Origin of the sequence: Antarcticibacterium sp. 1MA-6-2, from assembly GCF_021535135.1 — a bacterium.
In the GTDB taxonomy this organism is placed as follows: domain Bacteria; phylum Bacteroidota; class Bacteroidia; order Flavobacteriales; family Flavobacteriaceae; genus Gillisia.
Window position 1 is genome coordinate 1784892 of the sequence record NZ_CP091036.1, and the last position, 23887, is coordinate 1808778.

18 protein-coding genes and 3 pseudogenes are annotated in these 23887 nt (G+C 37.9%); 9 read left to right on the plus strand and 12 right to left on the minus strand.

Features of this window, described 5'->3' with window-relative positions; translation table 11 throughout:
• Positions 1 to 469 precede the first annotated feature (469 nt).
• The 4 genes and pseudogenes from LZ575_RS09040 to LZ575_RS24245 form a co-directional block, all read right to left on the minus strand.
• Positions 470 to 3919: pseudogene (locus tag LZ575_RS09040) on the minus strand (methylmalonyl-CoA mutase family protein).
• 133 nt (positions 3920 to 4052) lie between these two features.
• A complete protein-coding gene (locus LZ575_RS22445; RefSeq protein ID WP_255702888.1) occupies positions 4053 to 4298 on the minus strand; it encodes a GH3 auxin-responsive promoter family protein in 246 nt (81 codons plus the stop codon).
• Entirely contained in the window at positions 4270 to 5430 is a 1161-nt protein-coding gene (locus tag LZ575_RS09045; RefSeq protein WP_311196102.1) for a GH3 auxin-responsive promoter family protein, read from the minus strand. The genes LZ575_RS22445 and LZ575_RS09045 overlap by 29 nt, the downstream gene beginning before the upstream one ends.
• Before the next feature lie 2 nt (positions 5431 to 5432).
• Positions 5433 to 5594, minus strand: coding sequence for a GH3 auxin-responsive promoter family protein (locus LZ575_RS24245; protein WP_409187195.1), 162 nt, complete (start codon positions 5592 to 5594; stop codon positions 5433 to 5435).
• A gap of 298 nt (positions 5595 to 5892) precedes the next feature.
• Between LZ575_RS24245 and LZ575_RS09050 the strand changes: the two genes are divergently transcribed.
• Positions 5893 to 6597, plus strand: a complete 705-nt coding sequence (locus LZ575_RS09050) for a DUF4197 domain-containing protein (RefSeq protein WP_235330356.1) — start codon at positions 5893 to 5895, stop codon at positions 6595 to 6597.
• Positions 6598 to 6704: 107 nt separating this feature from the next.
• Positions 6705 to 6890: a Lacal_2735 family protein gene (locus tag LZ575_RS09055; RefSeq protein ID WP_235330357.1), complete on the plus strand. Its 186-nt coding sequence runs from the start codon at positions 6705 to 6707 to the stop codon at positions 6888 to 6890.
• Here LZ575_RS09055 and LZ575_RS09060 read toward each other — a convergent pair.
• The 3 genes from LZ575_RS09060 to prfA all read right to left on the minus strand — a co-directional run bounded on the left by LZ575_RS09060 (position 6863) and on the right by prfA (position 9772).
• Positions 6863 to 7660 (minus strand): ABC transporter substrate-binding protein, encoded by a 798-nt coding sequence (locus LZ575_RS09060; protein ID WP_235330358.1) that lies wholly within the window; start codon positions 7658 to 7660, stop codon positions 6863 to 6865. The two genes, LZ575_RS09055 and LZ575_RS09060, sit on opposite strands and share 28 nt — an antisense overlap.
• 1 nt (position 7661) lies before the next feature.
• Entirely contained in the window at positions 7662 to 8483 is an 822-nt protein-coding gene (gene pyrF / locus LZ575_RS09065; RefSeq protein WP_235330359.1) for an orotidine-5'-phosphate decarboxylase, read from the minus strand.
• A 212-nt stretch (positions 8484 to 8695) separates the two neighbouring features.
• Complete coding sequence (gene prfA / locus LZ575_RS09070; RefSeq protein WP_235330360.1) at positions 8696 to 9772, minus strand: peptide chain release factor 1; 1077 nt, start codon at positions 9770 to 9772, stop codon at positions 8696 to 8698.
• Between the two features lie 482 nt (positions 9773 to 10254).
• Here prfA and LZ575_RS09075 point away from each other — a divergent pair, with 482 nt between their 5' ends.
• Complete coding sequence (locus tag LZ575_RS09075) at positions 10255 to 10914, plus strand: ATP-binding cassette domain-containing protein (protein ID WP_235330361.1); 660 nt, start codon at positions 10255 to 10257, stop codon at positions 10912 to 10914.
• A 44-nt stretch (positions 10915 to 10958) separates the two neighbouring features.
• Here LZ575_RS09075 and LZ575_RS09080 read toward each other — a convergent pair.
• The 3 genes and pseudogenes from LZ575_RS09080 to LZ575_RS09090 form a co-directional block, all read right to left on the minus strand.
• Positions 10959 to 12144 (minus strand): annotated as a pseudogene (locus LZ575_RS09080) (AIR synthase related protein).
• Positions 12145 to 12337: 193 nt separating this feature from the next.
• Entirely contained in the window at positions 12338 to 14527 is a 2190-nt protein-coding gene (locus LZ575_RS09085; protein ID WP_235330362.1) for a glutamine synthetase III, read from the minus strand.
• Between the two features lie 114 nt (positions 14528 to 14641).
• Positions 14642 to 15586 carry a calcium/sodium antiporter gene (locus tag LZ575_RS09090; RefSeq protein ID WP_235330363.1) on the minus strand — a complete coding sequence of 315 codons (945 nt, stop codon included), beginning with the start codon at positions 15584 to 15586 and terminating at the stop codon, positions 14642 to 14644.
• Between the two features lie 114 nt (positions 15587 to 15700).
• On the opposite strand from LZ575_RS09090, the gene LZ575_RS09095 reads away from it, so the two are divergent.
• From LZ575_RS09095 to LZ575_RS09105, 3 genes are all read left to right on the plus strand, one after another.
• Entirely contained in the window at positions 15701 to 16717 is a 1017-nt protein-coding gene (locus tag LZ575_RS09095; RefSeq protein ID WP_235330364.1) for a carboxypeptidase-like regulatory domain-containing protein, read from the plus strand.
• Positions 16718 to 16798: 81 nt separating this feature from the next.
• Positions 16799 to 17164 (plus strand): BlaI/MecI/CopY family transcriptional regulator, encoded by a 366-nt coding sequence (locus tag LZ575_RS09100; protein WP_235330365.1) that lies wholly within the window; start codon positions 16799 to 16801, stop codon positions 17162 to 17164.
• On the plus strand, positions 17164 to 19647 hold the full coding sequence (locus tag LZ575_RS09105) for a M56 family metallopeptidase (RefSeq protein ID WP_235330366.1): 2484 nt from the start codon (positions 17164 to 17166) through the stop codon (positions 19645 to 19647). Before LZ575_RS09100 ends, LZ575_RS09105 begins: the two co-directional genes overlap by 1 nt.
• Before the next feature lie 300 nt (positions 19648 to 19947).
• Here the strand turns inward: LZ575_RS09105 and LZ575_RS09115 are convergent.
• A pseudogene (locus LZ575_RS09115) lies at positions 19948 to 20461 on the minus strand (adenine phosphoribosyltransferase).
• Between the two features lie 35 nt (positions 20462 to 20496).
• On the minus strand, positions 20497 to 21147 hold the full coding sequence (locus LZ575_RS09120) for a flavodoxin family protein (protein ID WP_235330368.1): 651 nt from the start codon (positions 21145 to 21147) through the stop codon (positions 20497 to 20499).
• A 137-nt stretch (positions 21148 to 21284) separates the two neighbouring features.
• Here LZ575_RS09120 and LZ575_RS09125 point away from each other — a divergent pair, with 137 nt between their 5' ends.
• The 3 genes from LZ575_RS09125 to LZ575_RS24250 all read left to right on the plus strand — a co-directional run bounded on the left by LZ575_RS09125 (position 21285) and on the right by LZ575_RS24250 (position 23871).
• Entirely contained in the window at positions 21285 to 22016 is a 732-nt protein-coding gene (locus tag LZ575_RS09125; RefSeq protein ID WP_235330369.1) for a kelch repeat-containing protein, read from the plus strand.
• Positions 21991 to 22572: a kelch repeat-containing protein gene (locus LZ575_RS09130; RefSeq protein ID WP_235330370.1), complete on the plus strand. Its 582-nt coding sequence runs from the start codon at positions 21991 to 21993 to the stop codon at positions 22570 to 22572. The genes LZ575_RS09125 and LZ575_RS09130 overlap by 26 nt, the downstream gene beginning before the upstream one ends.
• 153 nt (positions 22573 to 22725) lie before the next feature.
• The gene (locus LZ575_RS24250) at positions 22726 to 23871 is read left to right on the plus strand and encodes a hypothetical protein (RefSeq protein ID WP_409187196.1); all 1146 of its coding nucleotides are present in this window, start codon (positions 22726 to 22728) and stop codon (positions 23869 to 23871) included.
• Positions 23872 to 23887 lie beyond the last annotated feature (16 nt).

Below are 23887 nucleotides of genomic sequence, written 5' to 3' on the forward strand. Positions count from 1 at the left end.
CTCATTTTATTAAAAATTTAATTAGCTCCGGAGGAGGGGAACGTCTGTAGAAATGCATGACATTAATAAAGATAAGCTCCGTAGGAGCGACATATTTATAGCACAATAAGACCCCCGGAACAAATAGCTCCGTAGGAGCGGAATGTTTTCAGTGCGGTAATGTCAAAAATAAAAATTGTTCAAATTGATACTGAAATAGAACTCATAATGACAATCGAAAAAATGCTACGCCGCGCCAAACTTGTTCCGATTTAATGTTTAAGAATAGAGAAATACTACAATGTTAGATCCTGAAATAAATTCAGGAAAACATGAGATCAAATATTACCTAAGGCTGAACGTGTTACCTTCTAAAAGAAATAGAACAGCTTCAAATTACTCTCCTCATCAAGCCGGATCAGGAAGACGCAAATAACTTTTCCTTTTTAACTCTTTAACTCTTTAACTCTTTAACTCTTTAACTTAGAAATTACATATTCCTTCTATACTGCCCTCCTACTTCAAACATTGCCGTGGTTATTTGTCCCAGGGAGCACACTTTTGTAGCTTCCATTAGGACTTCAAAGATGTTTTCATTGTGGATAGCAGCCTCTTTAATCTTTTCTAGAGCTGCTTCGGCTCTATCTGCTTTTGCTTTGTGCAAATTTTCAAGGGTTGTAATTTGATATTGCTTTTCTTCTTCTGTAGCTCTTATAACTTCTCCCGGAGTAACAGTTGGAGAACTAGGTAGAACTAAGGAAGGTATTTACGCCAATTATAGGGAAATCTCCATTGTGTTTCAAAGTTTCGTAGTACAGGCTTTCTTCCTGAATTTTGCTGCGTTGATACATAGTTTCCATTGCACCTAACACTCCTCCTCTTTCAGTTATCCTGTCAAATTCCTGGAGCACTGCATCCTCAACCAGATCTGTAAGTTCTTCTATAATAAAGGCTCCCTGGATTGGATTTTCATTCTTGGTAAGACCGAGTTCTTTATTGATAATTAATTGTATAGCCATTGCACGCCTTACAGATGCTTCTGTAGGGGTTGTAATAGCCTCATCATACGCATTTGTATGAAGGGAATTACAATTGTCATATATAGCATACAGCGCCTGTAAAGTAGTCCTGATATCATTAAAATCGATCTCCTGTGCGTGAAGGGACCGACCAGATGTCTGAATGTGATATTTCAGCATCTGGGCCCTGGCGTTAGCACCGTATTTATTCTTAAGGGCTTTTGACCATATTTTTCGGGCTACCCTTCCAATAACAGCATACTCCGGATCTATTCCGTTTGAGAAAAAGAAGGAAAGATTTGGACCAAATTTGTCAATATCCATTCCCCGGCTTAGGTAATATTCTACGTATGTAAATCCATTGGCAAGAGTAAGTGCCAATTGGGTAATAGGATTAGCACCTGCTTCAGCAATATGATAACCCGAAATTGACACCGAATAAAAATTCCGCACCTGTTTTTCGATAAAATATTCCTGCACATCCCCCATTAACCTCAAAGCAAATTCCGTAGAAAAAATACAGGTATTTTGTGCCTGGTCCTCCTTAAGAATATCCGCTTGCACTGTTCCGCGGACGACATTAAGAGTTTCGGTTTTAATCTTTTGATAAACATCAGCCGACAGTACCTGGTCACCTGTAACTCCTAACAACATTAACCCAAGACCGTCATTGCCTTCAGGTAATTTCCCCTGATATTCAGGCCTCTCTACTTGCTTTTCCTCGTAAATTTTCCTAATCTTCTCCTCTACTTCCTGCTCAAGTCCATTCTCTTTAATATATTTCTCACATTGTTGATCTATTGCAGCATTCATAAAGAATCCGAGAAGCATAGGAGCCGGACCGTTAATTGTCATACTCACAGAAGTCAACGGGTGTGCAAGATCAAATCCCGAGTACAGTTTCTTAGCATCGTCGAGACAGCAAATTGAAACTCCGGCATTGCCTATTTTACCATAGATATCCGGCTTAGTGATCGGGATCATTTCCATATAAGGTCACAGAATCAAATGCTGTAGAAAGTCTTTTCGCAGGTAATCCCATACTTACATAATGGAAACGCCTGTTTGTTCTCTCCGGCCCACCTTCTCCTGCAAACATTCTTGTAGGATCCTCCCCTGCTCTTTTGAATGGATAAAGGCCCGCTGTGTATGGAAATTCTCCCGGTACGTTTTCCTGGAGATTCCATCTCAAAATGTCTCCCCAGGCACTATACTTAGGCAAAGCGATCTTGGGAATCTGCGTGTGAGAAAGAGATTCGGTATGGGTTTTAATATTTATTTCCTTATCCCGTACTTTAAATGAATAAACTTAGTTCCCGATATTTATTCACCTTCTCATCCCAACTAGAGTAATAATTTCCCAGTTATAAGGATCAAGGTCCATTTTCAGTTTATCGAATTCCTTTTTTAAAAGTTCTACAAAATCCTTATTTTCTGAAGAGGTCACACTTTCCAGGTTATCTTCTTCTATTCCGTATTGATTAAGATTAGCCTTACTTCCTGTAACTGTTTCAATGGTCTTGTATAAACCGTAAAGTTTCTGCGCCACCTCAACCTGCTGATTGGCCTTTTCATCATACTTTCTGTTATTTTCAGAAATTTCAGAAAGATAGCGGGTCCTGTTCGGCGGAATAATATAAATTTTTTCGCTGGTATCTTCAGAAACTTTAAAACTGGAGTTTAATACCGATCCTGTTTTTTCATCAATCTTGTTCATCAGTTTCCGGTACAAAGTATTCATTCCGGGATCATTGAACTGGGAAGCGATTGTACCAAAAACAGGAAGTTTTTCAGGGTCTTCATGCCACAAGCCGTGATTGCGCTGATACTGTTTTTTCACATCTCTCAAAGCATCCAGCGCACCACGTTTGTCGAACTTGTTGATTGCAACAACATCGGCAAAATCCAGCATATCAATTTTCTCCAACTGCGTAGCTGCTCCAAATTCCGGAGTCATTACGTAAAGAGAAACATCAGAATGTTCAAGAATTTCAGTATCACTTTGTCCTATTCCTGAAGTTTCCAAAATTATCAGGTCATAACCCGATGCTTTTAATACCTGAACCGCTTCAGAAACATATTTGGAAAGGGCAAGATTTGATTGTCGCGTGGCCAGAGAACGCATATATACCCTAGGGTTATTTATCGCATTCATCCTGATCCTGTCACCTAATAAAGCTCCACCTAGTTTTCTTTTTAGAAGGATCTACAGATACAATTCCTATAGTTTTTTCAGGAAAATCTACTAAAAATCGTCTGACCAGTTCATCTACAAGAGAGGATTTTCCGGAACCTCCTGTACCTGTTATTCCAAGTACGGGCGTAGCCCCTCCCGGCCTCCGTGAAGGGGAAGAGTCAAAATTAAATGCTTTTATAAAATCTTCGTTCCTGTTTTCTGCCAGTGAAATTAATCTAGCAATAGTATTGACATCCTTGCTTTCCAGCGCCTCTTGCAATTCTCCATTCTTGCTTAAAGGAGGAGTTGGAGTATCGGCAGTTTGAACAAGATCATTGATCATTCCCTGTAAACCCATTTCCCGGCCGTCATCGGGCGCATAAATTCGGGTTATGCCATAATCCATCAGCTCCTTAATCTCTTCCGGAAGAATAACTCCGCCTCCACCGCCAAAGATCTTAATATGTCCTGCTCCTTTTTCCTGAAGCAGATCATACATATATTTGAAATATTCATTATGCCCACCCTGGTAAGAAGTCATTGCAATTGCATTGGCATCTTCCTGAATAGCACAATTCACCACTTCTTCCACACTGCGGTCGTGCCCCAGGTGTATAACTTCTACCCCTGTTGACTGGATAATACGGCGCATAATGTTTATGGCCGCGTCGTGACCATCAAACAGTGAAGCTGCGGTTACAATTCTAACTTTATTTTTGGGTTTATAAGGAGCCTGTACTTCCATGAAAGTGTCTAATATTAATGTCGCAATTTACGAATTTCCCTAAAACCTCTGAGTTACGGTCAAAGAAGTTGAAGAAAATCAAATTATAACAGTCTTACTTTAAATATTCAATAATATAAAGCCGCTTATTTGACTATAAGGTGGTACTAAGGGTATTGTCTTTAAGAAGTTCCTCTATGAAATCCCTACTGTTAGATAATCGTGGAATTTTATGTTGTCCACCAAGCTTATTATGTCGCTTCAACCAACTATAAAAAGTTCCGGAAGAAACGGTGTTTATTACAGGAGGCTCAATAGCCGAATTGTTTTTCCTCTTCGACTTGTAATCCTCATTAAGCAAACATAACTGCTCATCCAGGATACGGGAAAATTGTTCCATCTTCACCTAGTTCTTTGACAAATTCAATTACCCACTCATGGTAACCTTTGTTTCGGCTGTCATAGAATTTTGGAGCTGCAGTATAATTCTCCATAATTGCACCTGTTTCTTTACAGGCTACACTTAAAGCTTTTTCCGCATGGTCTACAAAAAGGTCTTCTCCAAAGATATTAATACAATGCTTGGTTCTGCCACTAATGATGAACCTGTAAGGTCGTTTTTCAGTAAATCTTATAGTATCCCCTATTTTATACCTCCAAAGCCCGGAATTTGTAGAGATAACCATAGTATAGTTTGTATGCAACTCAACTTCTGCCAAAGAAAGTATTCTGGGATTCTCACTATCATAATCCTCAACAGGAATGAACTCATAAAAAATATTATAATTAAGCATCAACAGGAGAGAGGGATCATCCATCCTATCCTGTAACCCAAAAAATCCTTCGGTTGCGTTGTATACTTCAAGATATCTCATACTTTTATCCCTGTCCATTAATTCAAATAAAGGACGATATGGGAGAAAAGAAACTGACCCATGAAAGAATACTTCTAAATTCGGCCAAACATCCTGGATATAATTAACTTTCTTCTCGTTAAAGATGTGCTGCAACAGTAATATGATCCACATTGGAGAACCTGCCATATTAGTGACATTTTCTTTAGTGGTAACCTGAGCCATCATTTTAATTTTTTCTTCCCAGCTCTCCATCATAGTTACTTCCAGATTGGGAGTTCTGCGAAACTGAGCCCAGAACGGGAGATTCTTCATTACAATGGCTGAAATATTTCCAATATAAAGTTCAGAGTCTGATGTTGTTTTGGAAGCTTTGCTTTCCTGGTTTCCCCCAATAGAAAGATTTTTTCCTGAAAAAATTTGAGAATCGGGATGATTATCTACATAAAGGGCGAGCATATCTCTTCCTCCCTGATAGTGACATTCCTGCAAACCTTCTTTAGAAACGGGTATTATTTTACTTTTATCTCCCGTAGTTCCTGAAGATTTTGCAAACAATTTAATTTCAGAAGGCCATAACAAGTTATTTTCCCCCTGGAGGAGCCTATTAATGTATGGCTGTAAATCTTCATAGGTTGTAATAGGAACTTGTTGCTGGAATTCCCTTATGCTTTTAATGCTTAAGCAAAATTAAATTTCCGGCCATATTCTGTGTTGCGTGCTGTTTGTACTAAATTTATTAAACATTTTTCCTGTACATCTTCCGGATTGGATCTAAAATGGTCTATTTGGCCAATTCTCTGTTTAATGAATAAATTCCCTAGGTTATTTAATAGCTGCATCAATTATTCTTTACTGGCACGCATTAAGTTATGAGGAAATTACAAAAACAATCCACCAATTAACAAATTCTTACCAGTCACAAATGCTATAGAATATTTTCTTTTCTAAAGCTTTGCAACTGGTTTACTGTTTGTCCTGGTTTCTATTCAAAACTATGGGAGCGGCACCCATTTTTCAGGTGTTAAATATAGCGGAAATTTAGGCACAAAAGAACAGACATCATTTTTAATATTCCCGCCTTACTTTGCCTGATTGATGATTAAAGTTTTAATCTCTACATTTGAGAAAAAGAAAATTATGAAAAAATTACTCCTCCTACTATTCATTCCATTATTTTCCGGTTGTGCCGAATTACAGGATATAGCAAACCAGGTGCCGGGCGGCGGATACGGAATATCAAATACTGAAATAGCCTCAGGATTAAAACAGGCTTTAAACTTCGGAATTGAAAAGGAAGTGGCAAAACTCACTGAGGAAGGAGGTTTTTTCAGAAATGAACTGGTGAGAATCACTCTACCACCTGAACTGCAAAAGGTGGACAAAACTTTAAGAGATTTGGGTCTGAATTCTTTGGCTGATGAAGGTCTAAAAGTTTTAAACAGAGCTGCTGAAGATGCAGTAAAAGAAGCTACGCCCATTTTTGTAAATGCCGTACAGGAAATGACTTTTACAGATGCCCGCAATATTCTTTTAGGAAATAATACCGCAGCTACAACTTACCTTAACCAAAAAACAGCCACTCCACTTTATTCGAAATTTAATCCCGTAATTCAAACTTCCCTGGATCGTGTTGGAGCAACACAGGTATGGACAAACATTATAGACAAATACAATTCTTTACCCCTAACTTCTAAAGTGAATCCCGATCTAGCAGATTATGTCACCCAGGAAGCACTTAAAGGTGTTTATACAATGATTGCCATTGAAGAACAGGAAATTAGAACAGATCTTGGAGCACGTACAACTCAGCTTTTACAGAGGGTTTTTGCTCTACAGGACTAAAATTTAACACTTTTACAGGTTCTGCTATTATTTTTACCATTCATTTAACCTGAAGTTAGTAGAATTTAAATAAGGGGAATCTAATTTTGTGGTTTAATTTATTTGCAATGTTTGGATTTTTATTCAAAAGTGAGGAAGATCGTTTGAGCCACAAGTACACCCAGTTGATGAACCGTGCATTTCAACTTGCTTTGGTAGACAAAGAAAAAAGCGACAAGATCAATGAGAGGGCGAGAAAGATTCGGGAACAATTAAGAAGAATGAACTACAAAAAATTGGATAATTTTATCTGATATTCTTTAAAGTAGTTAAATGCAGGCAATAACCTTGAGCCATACCAGCTAAAGTATTCTCCATCTACCAGTTGAATATTTGCCTTTATTTGCTCCCCCAGTTCTATTACATGTTTTTCCTTAAAAGGAAAAGGCTCAGAAGATAAGAGAACAAGGTCAGGTTTCAGCATTTCCAGATCATTAAGTGTGATCTCGGGATAGCGGTCTTTATTGTTCTTAAATAGATTTTCCCAACCGTTTATTTCGATTAAAGAATTAATAAAAGTTTCTCCACCAACAGCCATCCATGGTTTTTTCCAAATAAGGTAAACGACTTTTAAACGGGTACGTATCCCCTCTTCTTCAAAACGATTTTTGGCATCTATAATATTTTTAACAAGCGCGGCCGTTGTTTCCTGAATTTCAAATATTTCTCCATATTGGAAAATTAGGTCAAGCGAGTCCTCAAAAGTGATTACATTCGATAAGTGAACGGGTGCTATTTTAGTTAGCTCTTCCACCATTTCCTGAGTGTTCTCCTCTTTGTTACACAAGATAATGTCTGGGTTGAGCGCAGCAATTTTCTCCAGGTGAACATTTTTAGTCCCGCCCACTACTGTTTTTGATTTTCGGATATTTTGCGGATGTACACAAAATTTTGTCACCCCTACGAGAGAATTTTGTAAGCCCAGGTCACACAAGAGTTCAGTTTGGCTGGGTACCAGTGAGATAATGCGCCGGGGTGTTTTATTCAAAGGGATTTCCCGCTGCAGTTGATCCCTAAAAATCATTTTATTTAAATTTCTCCAATTGCTCAGCCATTTGTCGTTGAAGGACTTCAGCTTTTGCAGCAGCAATTTCGGCAAAGTTGGAACTTTCAGAAGCATATATTATTCCTCTGGAAGAATTAACGAGTAAACCCACATCTTTCGTCATTCCATATTTACATACTTCAGCAAGACTTCCACCCTGGGCACCGACACCCGGTACTAATAAAAAGCTATCAGGTATAATTTTTCTAATTTCTGCAAGGTATTCAGCTTTTGTAGCTCCCACGACGTACATAAGTCTTTCAGCATTCTTCCAGGATCGGGAAACTTCTATCACCTTTTTGTAAACCTGGGTACCGTCTGTCTTAAGAGTTTGAAAATCAAATGCACCTTCATTAGATGTGAGCGCAAGTAAAATCGCGTGCTTGTTCCGGAAACATAAAAACGGTTCTACGGAGTCCTTTCCCATATATGGGGCAACGGTTATAGAATCAAAGCCCATTTCCTGAAGAAAACCTTTGGCATACATTGTTGAAGTATTGCCAATATCGCCACGTTTAGCATCGGCAATTGTAAAGATCTCCGGATAATTTTCATTAAGGTAATCAATGGTTTTGTTCAGCGATTTCCAACCTTTCCTCCCGCAGGCTTCGTAAAAAGCAGTATTTGGCTTATAAGCAACCGCAAATTGATGTGTAGCATCAATGATTGCTTTATTAAAAGAGAAAATAGGATCTTCTTCAGAAAGTAAATAAGTTGGAATTTTATCTAAATCGGTATCCAGCCCAATACATAAAAATGATTTCTTCTTACGTATCTGGGAAATCAGTTCCTGAGTAGTCATTAATTATTAGTTTTTTCTAAGAGCTTAAAAAATTTAGCAATCAATCGATTGCTATTTCCTGAAACAAGCTGTTATTGACGTAATTTTGTAAATAGTGATGGTTTTGCGGAAAGACCTCACAGGATTTGAAAACCTGTGAGGTCTGAACCTACGTCTATTCTTCCGAGGGTTATTTTATAGCCCCCGGGAAAGGATCATTGTTTACAAACCTCCTAAAAAACATCGCTGTTTTCTTTTAATTTCTCTGTATTATCTACCAACTGCAGTTCATCTACTATCTTCTGAATATCTCCGTTGATTATATTCCCCAGGTCATAAAGCGTTAGGTTAATTCTATGATCTGTCACCCTACCCTGTGCATAATTGTAGGTTCTGATCTTTGCGCTACGGTCCCCGCTCGAAACCATGGAATTCCGCTTTGCAGCATCAGCCTCCATCTTCTTGGCAAGTTCCTGCTCATATAACCTGGAACGCAAAACCCGGAAAGCTTTTTCTTTATTCTTATGCTGTGATTTTTGATCCTGGCACTGTGCTACCAAACCTGTGGGAATGTGGGTTAATCTTACCGCTGAATAAGTTGTGTTTACAGATTGCCCACCTGGACCTGAAGAACAGAAATAATCTATTCTTACATCTTTAGGATTTATCTCTACATCAAATTCTTCCGCTTCGGGCAATACCATAACGGTTGCGGCCGAGGTGTGGACTCTTCCCTGAGTTTCAGTTTGAGGAACGCGTTGTACGCGATGCACACTAGCTTCAAATTTTAATGTACCGTAAACATCTTCTCCGGCTACTTCAAAGATCATCTCCTTAAAACCTCCACTGGTGCCTTCATTGTAATCTACTATTGTAGATTTCCAACCCCTGCTCTCGCAGTATTTGGTGTACATTTTATAAAGATCCCCGGCAAAAATACTGGCCTCATCCCCTCCGGTACTGGCGCGGATTTCCATCACCACGTTTTTAGCGTCTTCAGGATCTTTAGGGACAAGCATCATTCTTATCTTTTCTTCCAGGGCAGGAATAGCACCTTTAGCTTCCTCCAGTTGAAGTTTAGCCATATCAGTCATTTCAGGATCACTGCCATCAGCAATAATTTCCTGTGCTTCCTTCATATTATTTACCAAAGTCATATAATTTCCCCGCACCTCCATTAAGGCCTTTAGGTCTTTATACTCTTTGTTTAACTCTATATAACGTTTTTGATCTGCAATCACATCCGGCTGAATGATCAAATCATTAACCTCATCAAACCGTTGCTTCACTATATTCAGCTTCTCAATCATAAATAATCAGGTGGAATTTTCGTACCAAATTTACGATAATTTGACGGATTTGCAGGTACAGTTTTAAAGACTGTCAGGAAAAATCAAATATTTAGTGAATAATCCTTTTTTCTGAATTTGTTACTAAACCTTCCTTCTATTACTAAGGATAATTGTGAAAATTAAATATTTAAATGTAGATTTGGTTAGAAGCCAGAGGTATGATCTACAAGTTCAAATTAGTTTTTCTGTTCTACAGGAGATTTCTAATTTCCTCTGTACTGGTTAATCTATTACTACTATTTATAGGCATCGCACTGCTTAAGTAAGTATTGCAATAAAATTTCTCTTTTTCGCCTGGTTGATACTAATTTACCTCACTACAAAATTAAAGTACAAATTAACTTTTTACCACAACCTTTCAGTGAGTACTTACTACCTGTTTGCCGTTGCTTTCGTCTTTGATCTCTTGCTCTTAATTCTTACCTATCTTCCTTTTTCCCATGTATATTGAAATTGATAACGTAGAATTAAGTTATTCCACTGAGGTTCTTCTAAAAGGGATCTACCTTAAGGCAGAAACAGGAAAAATCACGAGTATATTAGGAACGAACGGATGCGGAAAGAGCAGTCTTCTAAAAGTGATCTTCGGAAGCTTAAATCCTCACCACAAGCTCATCAGGATCAATAACAAACCTCACCTTAAACCACTGTATACTTATAAAGGAATAGTCAAATATTTGCCACAGGATCCTTTTATTCCTACACATTTAAAACTGAAAACAGTATTCAAGGTTTTTGGAGTATCCTGGGAAGATTTTGTGGCAGATTTCAGCAATCACTCCGGATATCAAAATTATAATGTAAATGAGCTTTCCGGAGGGGAAAGACGAATAGTTGAAATATATCTCATTCTTAAAAGCAAAGCTGAAATACTACTCCTGGACGAACCTTTTACACACCTTGCTCCTATTTATATCGAACAATTTAAAAAACTACTAAAAGCGGAAGCAAGGACTAAAGCAATAATACTTACAGATCATCTCTATCAACACATAATTGATCTTGCTGATGATCTATACCTTATCAAGAATGGCTGTACCAAACTGGTTAAAGATCCGCGGGAACTGGAAGACCAACAATATTTAATTACGGGAAGTTAAATTAACTGGATTAAAATGCGGGTAAACAACAGCTTCTGATGGACCTAATAAATATATTCTCCAAACTCACTTTTAATCGTAAGCTTTTTTGAATCTGAAGCTTCTACCCTCCCTACTACTTTAGCATCAATATCAAAAGATTTGGAAATGCTTATAATTTCATCAGCTATATTTTCGTCAACATACAGTTCCATCCTGTGTCCCATATTGAAGACCTGGTACATCTCTTTCCAGTTTGTTTTACTTTCCTGTTGAATTAATTTGAAGAGCGGTGGTATCTCAAACAGGTTATCTTTGATGATGTGTAGATCCTCTATAAAGTGAAGGATTTTTGTTTGTGCTCCGCCACTGCAGTGAACCATTCCGTTAATTTCTTTATTGCTGAACCGTGACAGTATTTTCTTAATAACCGGGGCATAAGTTCTCGTAGGAGAAAGAACCAGCTTTCCGGCGTCCAATGGTGAATTTTCAACAGTATCTGTAAGACTGCGGGTACCGGAATAGGTGAGTTCTTCAGGAATACTATTATCAAAGCTTTCCGGATATTTTTCAGCTAAAGCTTTAGAGAATACATCATGACGCGCAGAGGTTAAACCGTTACTCCCCATTCCGCCGTTATATTGTTTTTCATAAGAAGCCTGACCATAAGAAGCAAGACCTACAATAACATTTCCGGGCTTTATATTAGCATTATCTATAACATCTTCCCTTCTCATCCTCGCTGTTACTGTAGAGTCTACAATGATCGTTCTTACAAGATCGCCAACATCAGCCGTTTCGCCTCCCGTAGAATGGATCTCTACCCCAAACTTTTTAAGATCCTCCAGTAGTTCTTCTGTTCCATTAATGATTGCAGAGATAACTTCCCCGGGAATCACATTCTTATTTCTACCAATGGTGGAAGACAGCAAAATATTGTCTGTTGCACCTACGCACAAGAGATCATCAATATTCATAATAAGTGCATCCTGTGCAATTCCCTTCCAAACGCAGAGATCACCTAGGTTTCCTTCCAGTACATATAAGCCAGGGAAGATTTTGTACCTAAGCACCGTCGGCATGCATAATCAGGCAGTATTCTTCGTCACTAAGTAAGATAATCGGGAACTATTTTACAAAATGCTTTAGGATATAATCCCTTATCTACATTTTTAATTGCATTGTGAACATCTTCTTTTCCTGCAGAAACTCCTCTGCTTAAGCATATCTTTTACTGGTTTCCTGACTCATGACAGCTCAATTTTAAAAAGCGTGGTTCAAAGATACAAGGTTTTGATTTTTTTTGAAGCGACTGTATCTTTTATTATTCTAAATCCCCAGTCTACTTCCTGGTGCAAAAAAATCGATAGAAATTATCTAATTTAGGGGGTATAAACGAAAAGCCCCGCAAAATTTGCAGGGCTTCTCTCTTAAATATGAATTTTTATCTTGTAAATAGTAATTCCCTGTATTTAGTTAATGGCCAGATTTCATCATCTACAATTAACTCCAGTTTATCACAATGGTACCTGATCTTATCAAAGAATGGCTTCACATTATCACAGTATGCAAAAGCTTTCTCTTCGGCATGTTCCTGCTTATTTGCTGTCTTGCGTTCCTCGATCATTGCATTAATATCGCGATTGATATTTTCAATATGTTCAGAAATTTCAGTTATTAATTCAAGTTGTTCCTTGGAATGAGTTTTGAATTCTTTTTCTGAAAAAATTTCTTTTAGACCTCTAACATTTTTTATCAGCAAATTTTGATAACGAATTGCAGTCGGGATCACATGGTTTCTCGCGATATCTCCCAGGATACGCCCTTCAATTTGAATACGCATTGCGTAATCTTCAAGTTCAATCTCGTGCCGTGCTACTATTTCCTTTCGGTTCATCACCCCTAATTCTTCAAAAAGGGCAATGGTTTTATCAGCCACCTGAACTTTTAAAGCTAGCGGTGTGGTTTTGTTATTACTTAAACCTCTCTTTTTTGCCTCTTCCTGCCATGCATCTCCATAACCATCCCCTTCAAATCTAATCTTTTTAGATTCTTTGATGTATTCTCTAAGAATATTGAAGATAGCATCATCCTTCTTCATCTTCTTATTCTTGATAAGACCATCAACTTTTTTCTTGAATTCAATTAATTGTTTTGCAACAATAGAGTTAAGAACAGTCATTGGGCTGGCACAGTTTGCCTGTGATCCCACTGCACGGAATTCAAATTTATTTCCAGTAAAGGCAAAAGGAGATGTTCTGTTCCTATCGGTATTATCCAAAAGGATTTCAGGAATTTTCCCTACCACGTTCAATTTTAGATCGGTTTTTTCCTGTGGAGATAATTTCCCATCTGTTACCTTCTCTAATTCATCAAGAACTTCAGTTAATTGACTTCCGATAAATGCAGATATAATTGCAGGTGGAGCTTCGTTAGCACCAAGACGGTGATCATTAGATGCACTCGCAATAGTCGCACGAAGTAATTCCTCATTTTCCTGAACTGCCTTTATAGTATTTATAAAGAAAGTCAGGAACTGCAAATTTTTCATTGGTGTGGAACCAGGACCCAAAAGGTTTACTCCCGTATCTGTAGCCAGTGACCAGTTGTTGTGCTTTCCACTTCCGTTAATTCCGGAAAAAGGTTTTTCGTGAAAAAGAACTTTAAAATTGTGTCTTTCAGCCACCTTGTCCATTAGATCCATAATTAAAGAGTTATGATCTACTGCAAGGTTTGCTTCTTCAAATATAGGTGCAAGCTCAAATTGATTTGGAGCAACTTCATTATGCCGGGTCTTAACCGGAATTCCAAGTAACATACATTCCTTTTCAAGATCCATCATATATGCCAGGACACGTGAAGGAATAGATCCAAAATAATGATCATCTAACTGTTGTCCTTTTGCAGGAGAATGTCCAAGTAAGGTACGACCTGAAAGTTGTAAATCTGGCCTTGAAGCTGCAAGGGCAGAATCAATTAAAAAGTATTCCTGCTCCCATCCAAGGGTAGCAGTTACCTTGGTAACGTTTTTATCAAAATATTTTGCTACAGCAGTCGCAGCCTGGTCAACAGATTGTAATGCACGTAGTAGTGGGGTTTTATAATCCAGAGCCTCTCCTGTGTAAGAAACAAAAACTGTAGGAATACAAAGAGTCGTTCCATATATAAAAGCAGGTGAAGTTGGATCCCATGCAGTATAACCTCTGGCTTCAAAGGTATTTCTTATACCACCATGTGGGAAACTTGAAGCATCAGGCTCCTGTTGAACCAATTGGTTACCGCCAAATTTTTCAATTGCCAGTCCATCCCCTATAGTTTCAAAAAAGGCATCATGCTTCTCGGCAGTAGAACCAGTTAATGGCTGAAACCAATGTGTATAATGAGTAACTCCTTTAGAAATGGCCCATTCTTTCATACCTGTAGAGATGTGATCTGCAACCACACGACTAATTTTTAAGCCGGATTTATTTGCATCAATAACACTCTGGTAGGCCTCCTTGGTAAGGAATTGCCTCATGACCGTTTCGTTGAACACATTTTTTCCAAAGAGGTCTGAACGACGTTCGTTCTCTTCGATCTTTACTAGTTTACGGTTTAAAGTTTCTTTTAAAGCCTGGAATCGCAATGTTGACATTTTGTGCTGTTTAATTTAAAATTACCAGGAACAAAAATAAACTTTTTTCGCAAACACCCCCTAAGTTTTAGGGTAAAAATCCGAAAACGATATAAAATTTTTTGAAGCCCCTCCCTAATTTATAAAGGTTAAAGCTATATAAACGGCATATGCAGCAAAAAGCACTATTCCTTTGTACCTGCTCAAAATGAATTTTTCGGGAAGAAAGGCCAGGGGAATTAAGATAAATGCAAATCCCATCATCCAAAAGATGTCTATATTGAGAATAGCATCAGAAGCTACAAAAATAGGTTGGATGATCGCCGTTATGCCAAGAACCGAAGCTATATTAAAAATATTGGATCCTATAAGGTTTCCCAGGGAGATAGCTTTTTCTTTGCGCAAAGCCGCAACTACCGAGGCTGCAAGTTCAGGAACACTGGTTCCTATTGCAATAACGGTAACAGATATCACTCTTTCACTCACCCCTAACATTCCTGCTACGTCTACCGCTCCCGACACTAATAATTCTGATCCTCCCCATAAAGCAAGACCTCCTATAATTAACCAGGCACCGATTTTAAAATTAGTAGTAACGGCGAGGGATTCATCTACCTCCTCTACTTCAATTTGCACTCTTCTGGCTCGCCTTATAAGTAAAAAAAGGTAAAGCCCAAGAGCAACGAGAAGAATTACGCCTTCTATTCTGGAAAGTTCATCCCCTGTAGATAGTAAGAAATAAAGTGCAATTGAAAATAGCATCATAACTGGCCAGTTAAACCTGTAGAAATCCCGATCTACCATTAAAGGTGAAATAATAGCTGTAATTCCCAGCACCAGTCCAATATTGGCAATATTGGAACCTATTACATTCCCCAGGGAGATATCAGAAAATCCATTAAGAGCTGCCTGCAGGCTCACCAGTAACTCAGGCGCTGAAGTTGCAAAGGAAACAACAGTTAAACCTATTACCATTTTAGAAATTTCGAACTTAAAAGAAAGTGCTACAGATGCTCTTACCAAAAATTCACCACCCACCACAAGTAGAGCAAGCCCAATAAGGATAAACAAAATACTCATCTAAAAAAATTTTGAACGAAGATAAAGAACAATGATAGTATGGGCAATCAAAATAATAACTATAAAACAAGTTGTAAAACTACATAAATAGTTATATTTGATTAAATTTCCCGTATGAAGATAAAATTTGCGCTCCCCATTTTACTATTTCTATTCATATATAATTCAACCGAAATAAATGCGCAGGGACTTCTACAGGGAACGGTCTACAGCGCGAAAGATTCAACTGCACTCTTTGGAGCATCCATATATTTCGATGGTACAAGTCTGGGAGTTTCCACTAACCAAAACGGCGAATTTAAACTCCCTCTAAAGAATACAACCACCAGTCCTTTAGTAATAAGTTCCCTGGGATATGAAACTATTATTTTAAATAATTATAATGCTGAAGAGAACGTACTGCTTAAAATATATTTGGACGAAAGTACCGAATCCCTCCCGGAAGTAGTACTTGAACCCGACCCCTGGAGCAGGGAAAGAAAATTACGAATATTTAAAAGAGAGTTCCTGGGTTCATCAATGGCAGCCAGCAGATGCAGGATAACAAACCCTGAAGTAATTACTCTCACTTATATTCCTTCAAAGGAAGTTTTAGTTGCTGAGGCTAAGGAACCTCTTACTATAATTAACCGCCATTTGGGATACGAGGTGACCTACAACTTAACAGACTTTAGAGTAGAATTCAGCACCGGATCTTCAGGGTTACATCTGGCAAAGATGGTATATTTTGAAGGCCTTAGTTTTTTCAAAGAGCTTAAAAAATCACCTTCTAGAAAATTTCTGAAAAACAGGAAATCAGCCTACTCAGGTTCAGCATTACACTTTATGCGGTCCCTTGCTGCCAGGACTCTAACTGAAAACAATTTCAGGATCTTCAGAAAAAGTTTCGAAGTGGCACCCTACGAATATTTTCAGTTGAATATGGAAAACGGACTAATAAAGGTTAAGGTGGTGGAAAGCCCTATTACCATCCTCTATCGTGAAGTTGAGCAGAGTGCTTTAAACGCGGAGGATATTTTTTTTATTGACGCCCTGGGAAACCATACTCCCCCATATGGCCTAACAGTCTCGGGGCATATGGGTGGAAAGAGAGCAGCTGAAATGGTGCCACTGGACTACAATATAAATTAATAACTATTTTTATAGGTTTATAACTATATTTATCGTTAATTTGAAATAATCATAGGTTTATTAAAAACGTTTTTTGTACAAATGGAAAAATTAACTAATAAAGAAGAAGAGATCCTACATATTTTGTGGCAATTAAAAAAGGCCTTTGTAAAAGAAGTGCTGGCAGAAATTCCTGAGGAAAATTTACATTATAATACCGTTTCCACAATTATTAGAAACCTGGAGGATAAAGGCTACGTCTCTCATAAGGCTTATGGCAAAACCCATCAATATTTCCCCGTGGTTTCAAAAGAAGAATACAGGAAACAATTTATGAGTACAGCCACCAAAAAATTTTTTGATAATTCCTATAAGAGTATGGTATCCTTCTTTGCAAAAGAAGAGAAGATTAGTGCTAAAGAGCTAAGGGAAATTCTCGAGATCATCGAGAAAAAAGATGAGAACTAATGGAAAGTTTTTTAATATATCTTCTTAAAAGTGTTGGCTTGTTGAGCGTGTTCTTCCTTTTTTATATCACAATGCTTAGAAAAGACACTTCCTTTAAAACAAACAGGAAATTTCTCGTTGGTGGGCTATTAGCTTCAGCAGTTTTGCCTGCAATTTATTTTACGCGAACAGTTCTAATAGAAGCTCCAAAAACTCAATATTTTTTTTCTGAAGGTAATTTTCCGGTTACAGAAGTAATTCCGGAAGAACCAGCTGTTTCACCTCTTCAAATTCTATTTTTAGTATACCTACTGGGTAGTATATTTATGGCTGTACGGCTCTTACTTCAGCTTATTTCCTTAAGAAAATTCTTTGTTTCTGGTAAAAAATCACAGTTTGACAACTCAATAGTAATTGAATCAAATCAAAAAATCGCCCCCTTTTCCTTTCTCAATTACATTGTTTATAATCCCAGTTTACATTCGCCTAATGAACTAAGGCATATTTTAAAACACGAAAAAATTCACGTTGTACAGCTTCATACTTTTGATGTGATGCTGGCAAATTTTAATCTGGTTTATCAATGGTTCAATCCATTTGCGTGGCTTTATCTAAAAAACCTTCAGCAAAATCTTGAATACATTGCAGACGATGAGGCCGTCAAAGAAGTATCCTGTAAAAAAGAATATCAAAAAGCTCTCGTCAAAATTTCACTTAAAAATCCAAACCTGGCGCTGACTAATAATTTTTATCAGTCTCTAATTAAAAAAAGAATAGTGATGCTAAATAAATCAAAATCTTCAAATAGAGCTTCCTGGAAAACTGTTCTTATCCTGCTTGTATTAGTTGCCTTTCTTGTTCTTTTTAATATCAAAACCGTTGCACAGGTCATTGAGAAAAACGACAGTACTTCCCAACCTGCATCGAATCTAAAGGTATCCGTCAACATCAACGAATCGACTACACAAGAACAGCTTAACAGCTATACCAGCCTATTTGATAAATATGATGTGCAGTTGAACTTTAAGGAAGTGCAATATAACGACGCCGGATTACTAACCTCAATAACTGCTGAATTTCTTGACCGTAGTACTAATAAGTCCGGAAGCCTGAAACGCAATAACTCTAACGGAATAAAGAGTTTTACTCTCTATTATAAGAAAGATGGGGGAATAGGATTTGGAAGTGGAAAATCTTCAGACCCTTCTGATCATCAATCCTTATTATCTCAACTGGGAAAGGATCCATTAATTGTTTTAGAAGGAAAGACCTACACTACCACCAAACTCGCTGAGAAGACCATTAAAGTTCTTGGAAAAATAAGCAGCCTTACTCCTTCTGAAGCTGAAAAGATCTATGGAAACACAGCAAAGGACGGAGCTTTGATAATAAATAAGGGAAAAATTTTAGATGATTTTGAAGCCGAATTAAATAAAATTGATAAAGACAATGCTACTTTGAGAAATGATTATATTCAAATTAGCAAAGGAACAAGACCCAGCTTTATAAGCCTGAACAATAATCCTGAAGCCAATACTTTTAGTACGCATGCGGGAGTTAATAAAGGTAACGGAAACGTATTTATTGATAAGGATACGACACGAACCAGCAATCCTGTTTACATAGTTAACGGTAAAATTGTAAATGCCACTACATTAGACACAATAAACCCATCTTTTATTGACAGTATCCAGGTTTTTAAAGGAGCTAATGCCACCAGCCTTTACGGCCGTTCGGGAAAAAACGGATTAGTTGCAATACATACCAGGAATGATACGGTAAAATCAAAACACTTTAAGAAGCAGGTGGTTTTTAGCACCAGTCCAACTGTTGTTAAAAACCAAAGTATTTCTATAACGTCATCCAGAGGAGCTGATGGGGATTCTACCCACTTTAATAGAACTACCTCCTACGTCCGGTATGAATCTGATGCACCTTTTGTTATCTCAGCTGATAGTGTAGATGTAAATGCTTACCAGTACACCACAAGATCATCTCCTGGTAACACTTTCCATTTAAACAATTCTGAAAAGGAACCTCTCTACGTAATTAACGAAAGAATAATGGGTAAGGATTACGATATGAATTCTCTGGACCCTCAAAATATTGCTTCCATAAATGTTTTACAAGGTAAAAATGCCACAGATAAATATGGTGAAAAGGCAAGGGATGGGGTACTTGAAATAACAACAAAAGAATTAGAAAAACTACGGGAAGGAACAAAACCTATTTTTACTAAAGTGAGTGCTTCTACTACCAAAGAAGGTTTAAAAATAACCCAAAAACAGTTGAAAGAGCAGGCAAATCTCGACGTCACTTTTGATGATGTAAAAAGAAATAATAATGGCCTTATAACTCATATCACAATTAGTGCAAAAAGGAATGGCAGCAGTGCATCTGCAACTTACGAAGTTGAAAAAGGTATTCCAGATGTTTTTGTTGGGGTAAGAAACAATTCTGTAATTGTTACCTCCAATCCACCTGGAATTAGAAAAAATAAATAATATTTATTTGTTTGATTTGAAGGAGAGCAAAAAAATTTTGCTCTTTTTTTTATACCTAAAACGAGGTATTACCGGGACCAAAAACTCTAATGCAGTTTATACCATGGTTTTTGATATCTTTATGCTAACCAACCACTTTGCAAATAATGAAAAAGAAGTTTTTTAGGCTATTGTCGAGATTCAATAAAAAATTTCTTCCCAGCTATTCGAAGCAGCGATTGGATCTTCAAAAAGCTACTAAAAAACAAAAAGCAATAATTGGATGGAAACTATGGGTTACAAAAAATTCCCTCGAATAACTTAATATTTCAGCAAAGAATCTACAGGATGCGCCGTTAATTTGTCGCGCCCGCTCAGGAAAGATATTTCTACAAGAAAGTTACAGTGAGCAACTTTTCCTCCCAGTTTCTCAATTAAATTACAGGCAGCAAAAGCAGTTCCGCCAGTGGCCAGGACATCATCGTGTAAAAGAACATTTTCTCCAGGTTTTATAGCGTCTTCGTGTATTTCCAAAATTCCTGTTCCATATTCCAGGGCATAAGCTTCTTTTACAGTTTTATATGGCAGCTTTCCCTGTTTTCTCACCAAGTACAAAGCCAGCGTTTAATTTCTCAGCTAAAAGAGTAGCAAAGAAAAATCCCCGTGACTCAATTCCCACCACCTTATCTATTTTTATGTCGCCCAAATTCTTAAGAAACAAATTGACGGCAGTTCGCATTGCCTCCGGCTCTTGCAGCAAAGGACTAATATCTTTATATACAACTCCTTTTTGGGGGAAATCCTGAATATTCCGGATGTAATTTTCTAAATTCATAGGTGCAATATACTCAAGCCCGGGATCTCCTCAAACTATTCGCTCATTTTCTCTGCCCGTTCTTTCAGCTTCTTTACTGGCGTAGGATAAGGATTCATTTTTAACGTTTTTGCCATATGCACCATATTATGGACCATTAGCAGGATCATATTATTTGTAAATTCATGTTTATTTCCTTCAGCTTCAATGTAACTTGGTCCTGGTCCTGCCTTTCCTACGTAGTAAGTGAAGCCGTTGACGGGAATTGTGAAACCCTGTTCACTAAGATCGAAAACAATGCTGGAAATCGCTTTTTTCGCACCGTCTTCATTACCATCTACCATTACACCTCCTACTTTGTTATAACTTAGATATTGTCCATTTTCAGCAGTATCCTCACTCATTACTCCATCGAATCTCTCATTAACGACTTTAGCGACAGAGCCCCTGTCTCCTCTCCAAATAGGAGTAGCAATAATTACCATGTCTGCAGCTTTTACTTTTTCCAGGATCATGGGCCAGTCATCTCCTTCTCCTTCATCGGAGGTGTTTCCAAATTTCACATTATGATCTACTACTCTCACCGATTCGGTTTTTACTCCTAATTCATTGAAGATTTTTTCCGCTTCGTGTATAAAAGCTTCGGTATTTGAAGTTTCAGGTGATTTCTTTAGAGTACAGTTTAAGAAAAGTGTTTTCAGTTCCATTTTTCAGCTATTTAAAATTATTTGATAATCAACTTAATGAAATATTTAATGATTTCCGGTTAAGACGAGGTTAAAACATACCTCCTGTTTTTAGAGCGGAATTGTATATCTTTAGATTTCATTTAATAATGTTTATTATGCGGCACTTTCTTTTTATTCTTATTCTGGCATTTGTTTCACCAACAGTGCATGCACAGGATCTAAATTGGAGAAATATGGAAGCTGCAAATGAACCCCTGGCAAGACACGAAAATGCCCTCGTAGCCGTAGGTGAAAAAATCGTCCTTATTGGTGGAAGAGGTGAAAAACCTGTAGATATTTACGATATTAAGGAAAAAAAATGGAGCCAGGGTGCACAGCCTCCTTTGGAAATGCATCATATGCAGGCCGTAAGTCTTGACGGGCTCGTATACATTCTGGGCGGTTTTACAGGTTCCTGGCCCTATGAGACTCCTTTAACCCATATTTTAATTTATGATCTTAAAGAAGACACGTGGACAATAGGAAGTGAAATTCCACATGGCCGGAGAAGAGGCGCGGCAGGAGCTGTGGCTCACAATGGAAAGATTTACCTTATAAACGGGATCATCAACGGCCATACATCTGGCTGGGTAAACTGGCTGGACGAATATGATCCTTATACAGGCCAATGGAAGATTCTTGCCGATGCCCCCGTTGCCAGAGATCATTTTCAGGCAGTTGTTATAAATGATAAATTATTTGTTGCAGGTGGGAGAAGATCAGGAAGTGGAGAAACCGGGTTCTCGGGAACAGTTAAAGAAACCAATGTCTACGACTTCAAAAGCAATACCTGGAACACAATGGCCGATATTCCCACTCCCCGTGCTTACCGCTGCAGCTGTTTATAATGATACTTACCTGGTTATTGGCGGGGAAAGCGATACCCAGGAAGTAGCTCACAATGAAGTGGAATCCCTGGATCCTGTTTCCGGAACCTGGAAAGAATTAACTCCATTACAAACCTACCGCCACGGTACCCAGGCCGTTTATCTTGAAGATAATATTATTGTTGGTGCCGGAAGTGGAAATCGAGGCGGTGGTCCCGAACTCACTTCTTTTGAAATTCTCCCTGCTTCAGATAATTCTGATATAACTTTTGATGAATTTGAGGTTAGTTCCTTAAAAGCCTCTAAAGATTCCCTATCGTTTGGTTCAGGAAATCCTGTTCAGGAGTTAATTCTCACTAATCCCGGGGAAAAATCTATAGTTATAAGTTACCTGCAGCTTAATAATGCTGAAGGTTTTCAGTTAAAGTCAGAACTCTCCTCTCCTATTATAGTGGGTCCTCGTAAAACTGTAAAAATTCAGATTTCATCTTCCGGAACGGCAGGAAATTCTTCAGCAAAAATTCTAATTAAAACTTTGGGTGATTCTAAACCTCTCGAAATTACATTAAGCAGGTAGTACTGCGGGAACAGATTGAGATTTTTAATTATATTGGCCGGAATTAAATTCTAAATTATTTCAGCTAATCATATGCAACTTACACTCAAGAAATTTTCTCCGTTTTTCTTTCTATTATTCTGGTTCCACATCTCCTTTTCCCAGCAGAGCGAATTGACTGTAGAGAAAATTATGCAGGATCCGGAATGGATGGGAACCTTTCCTTCTAATGTGCGCTGGGGGGAAGACAGTAAAACAATCTATTTCAAATATAATCTGCAAAAAGATCCTGAAGATTCTCTTTACAAAATAGCTCTTTCTGATAAAAATAAAATTGAGAAAGTGGCGTATGCAGAAGAAAAGAGGCTAATCCCGGGATCTGGTGACTTTAATAAAAAACGAGATAAAAAAGTATATGTAAAGGATGATGCACTTATACTATACTCTCTGACGGACAAAAGCAGCAGGGAACTTATTGAATTAAGTGGTATTAATAATCCTCAATTTATGAGTGACGAAAATAAAATTTCCTTCAGTTTAGACGATAATATTTTTGTTTACAATCTGCAAAACGGAAGTATAAATAAGATTACAAATATTAGTTCAGGAGAAAAATCTGATAACGAGACTAAATTGAATGATAAGGACGATTGGGTGAGAAACGAAAATCTTGGATTACTGGAGGTCGTTCAGCAAAGGGAAGACAAAAGGGAAGCAAGCAAAAATTATCGGAGTCAGACTGCAGGAGAACCTTTTACTTTCTATACCGGAAAAAGATCTGTTTCAAACCTACAGCTTTCTCCCGATGGTAAATTCGCAACTTTCAGTCTATTTACAAGAACCGACAATAAAAGAACCGATGTTCCTAACTATGTAGATGCATCGGGTTATACAGCAAATCTGCCTGCGCGAAGTAAAGTAGGCGACGATCCTACCAAAGTAGAACTTGCCGTCTACAATCTTGAGAAGGATACCATTTATATGGTGCAAACCAATGAACTACCCGGAATAAAAGATCTTCCTGATTATACTGCAGATTATCCCGATAAGGAATGGGAAGAAAAGGAAAGGGAAGTCATTCCTTCTGGCCCATATTTTTCTGATAACGGAACACAGGCTGTGGTAAATGTTCGCTCCCAGGATAATAAAGACAGGTGGATCGCGCTGCTTGATCTTGAAACCGGAGACCTCAAAAACCTGGACCGCCAAAGAGATGAAGCTTGGATTGCGGGCCCCGGGATAGGTTATTCTTTTAGCGGAGGAACAATGGGTTGGTTACCGGATAACAGGAACATTTATTTTCAAAGCGAAGAAACCTAGGTTATTCTCATCTTTA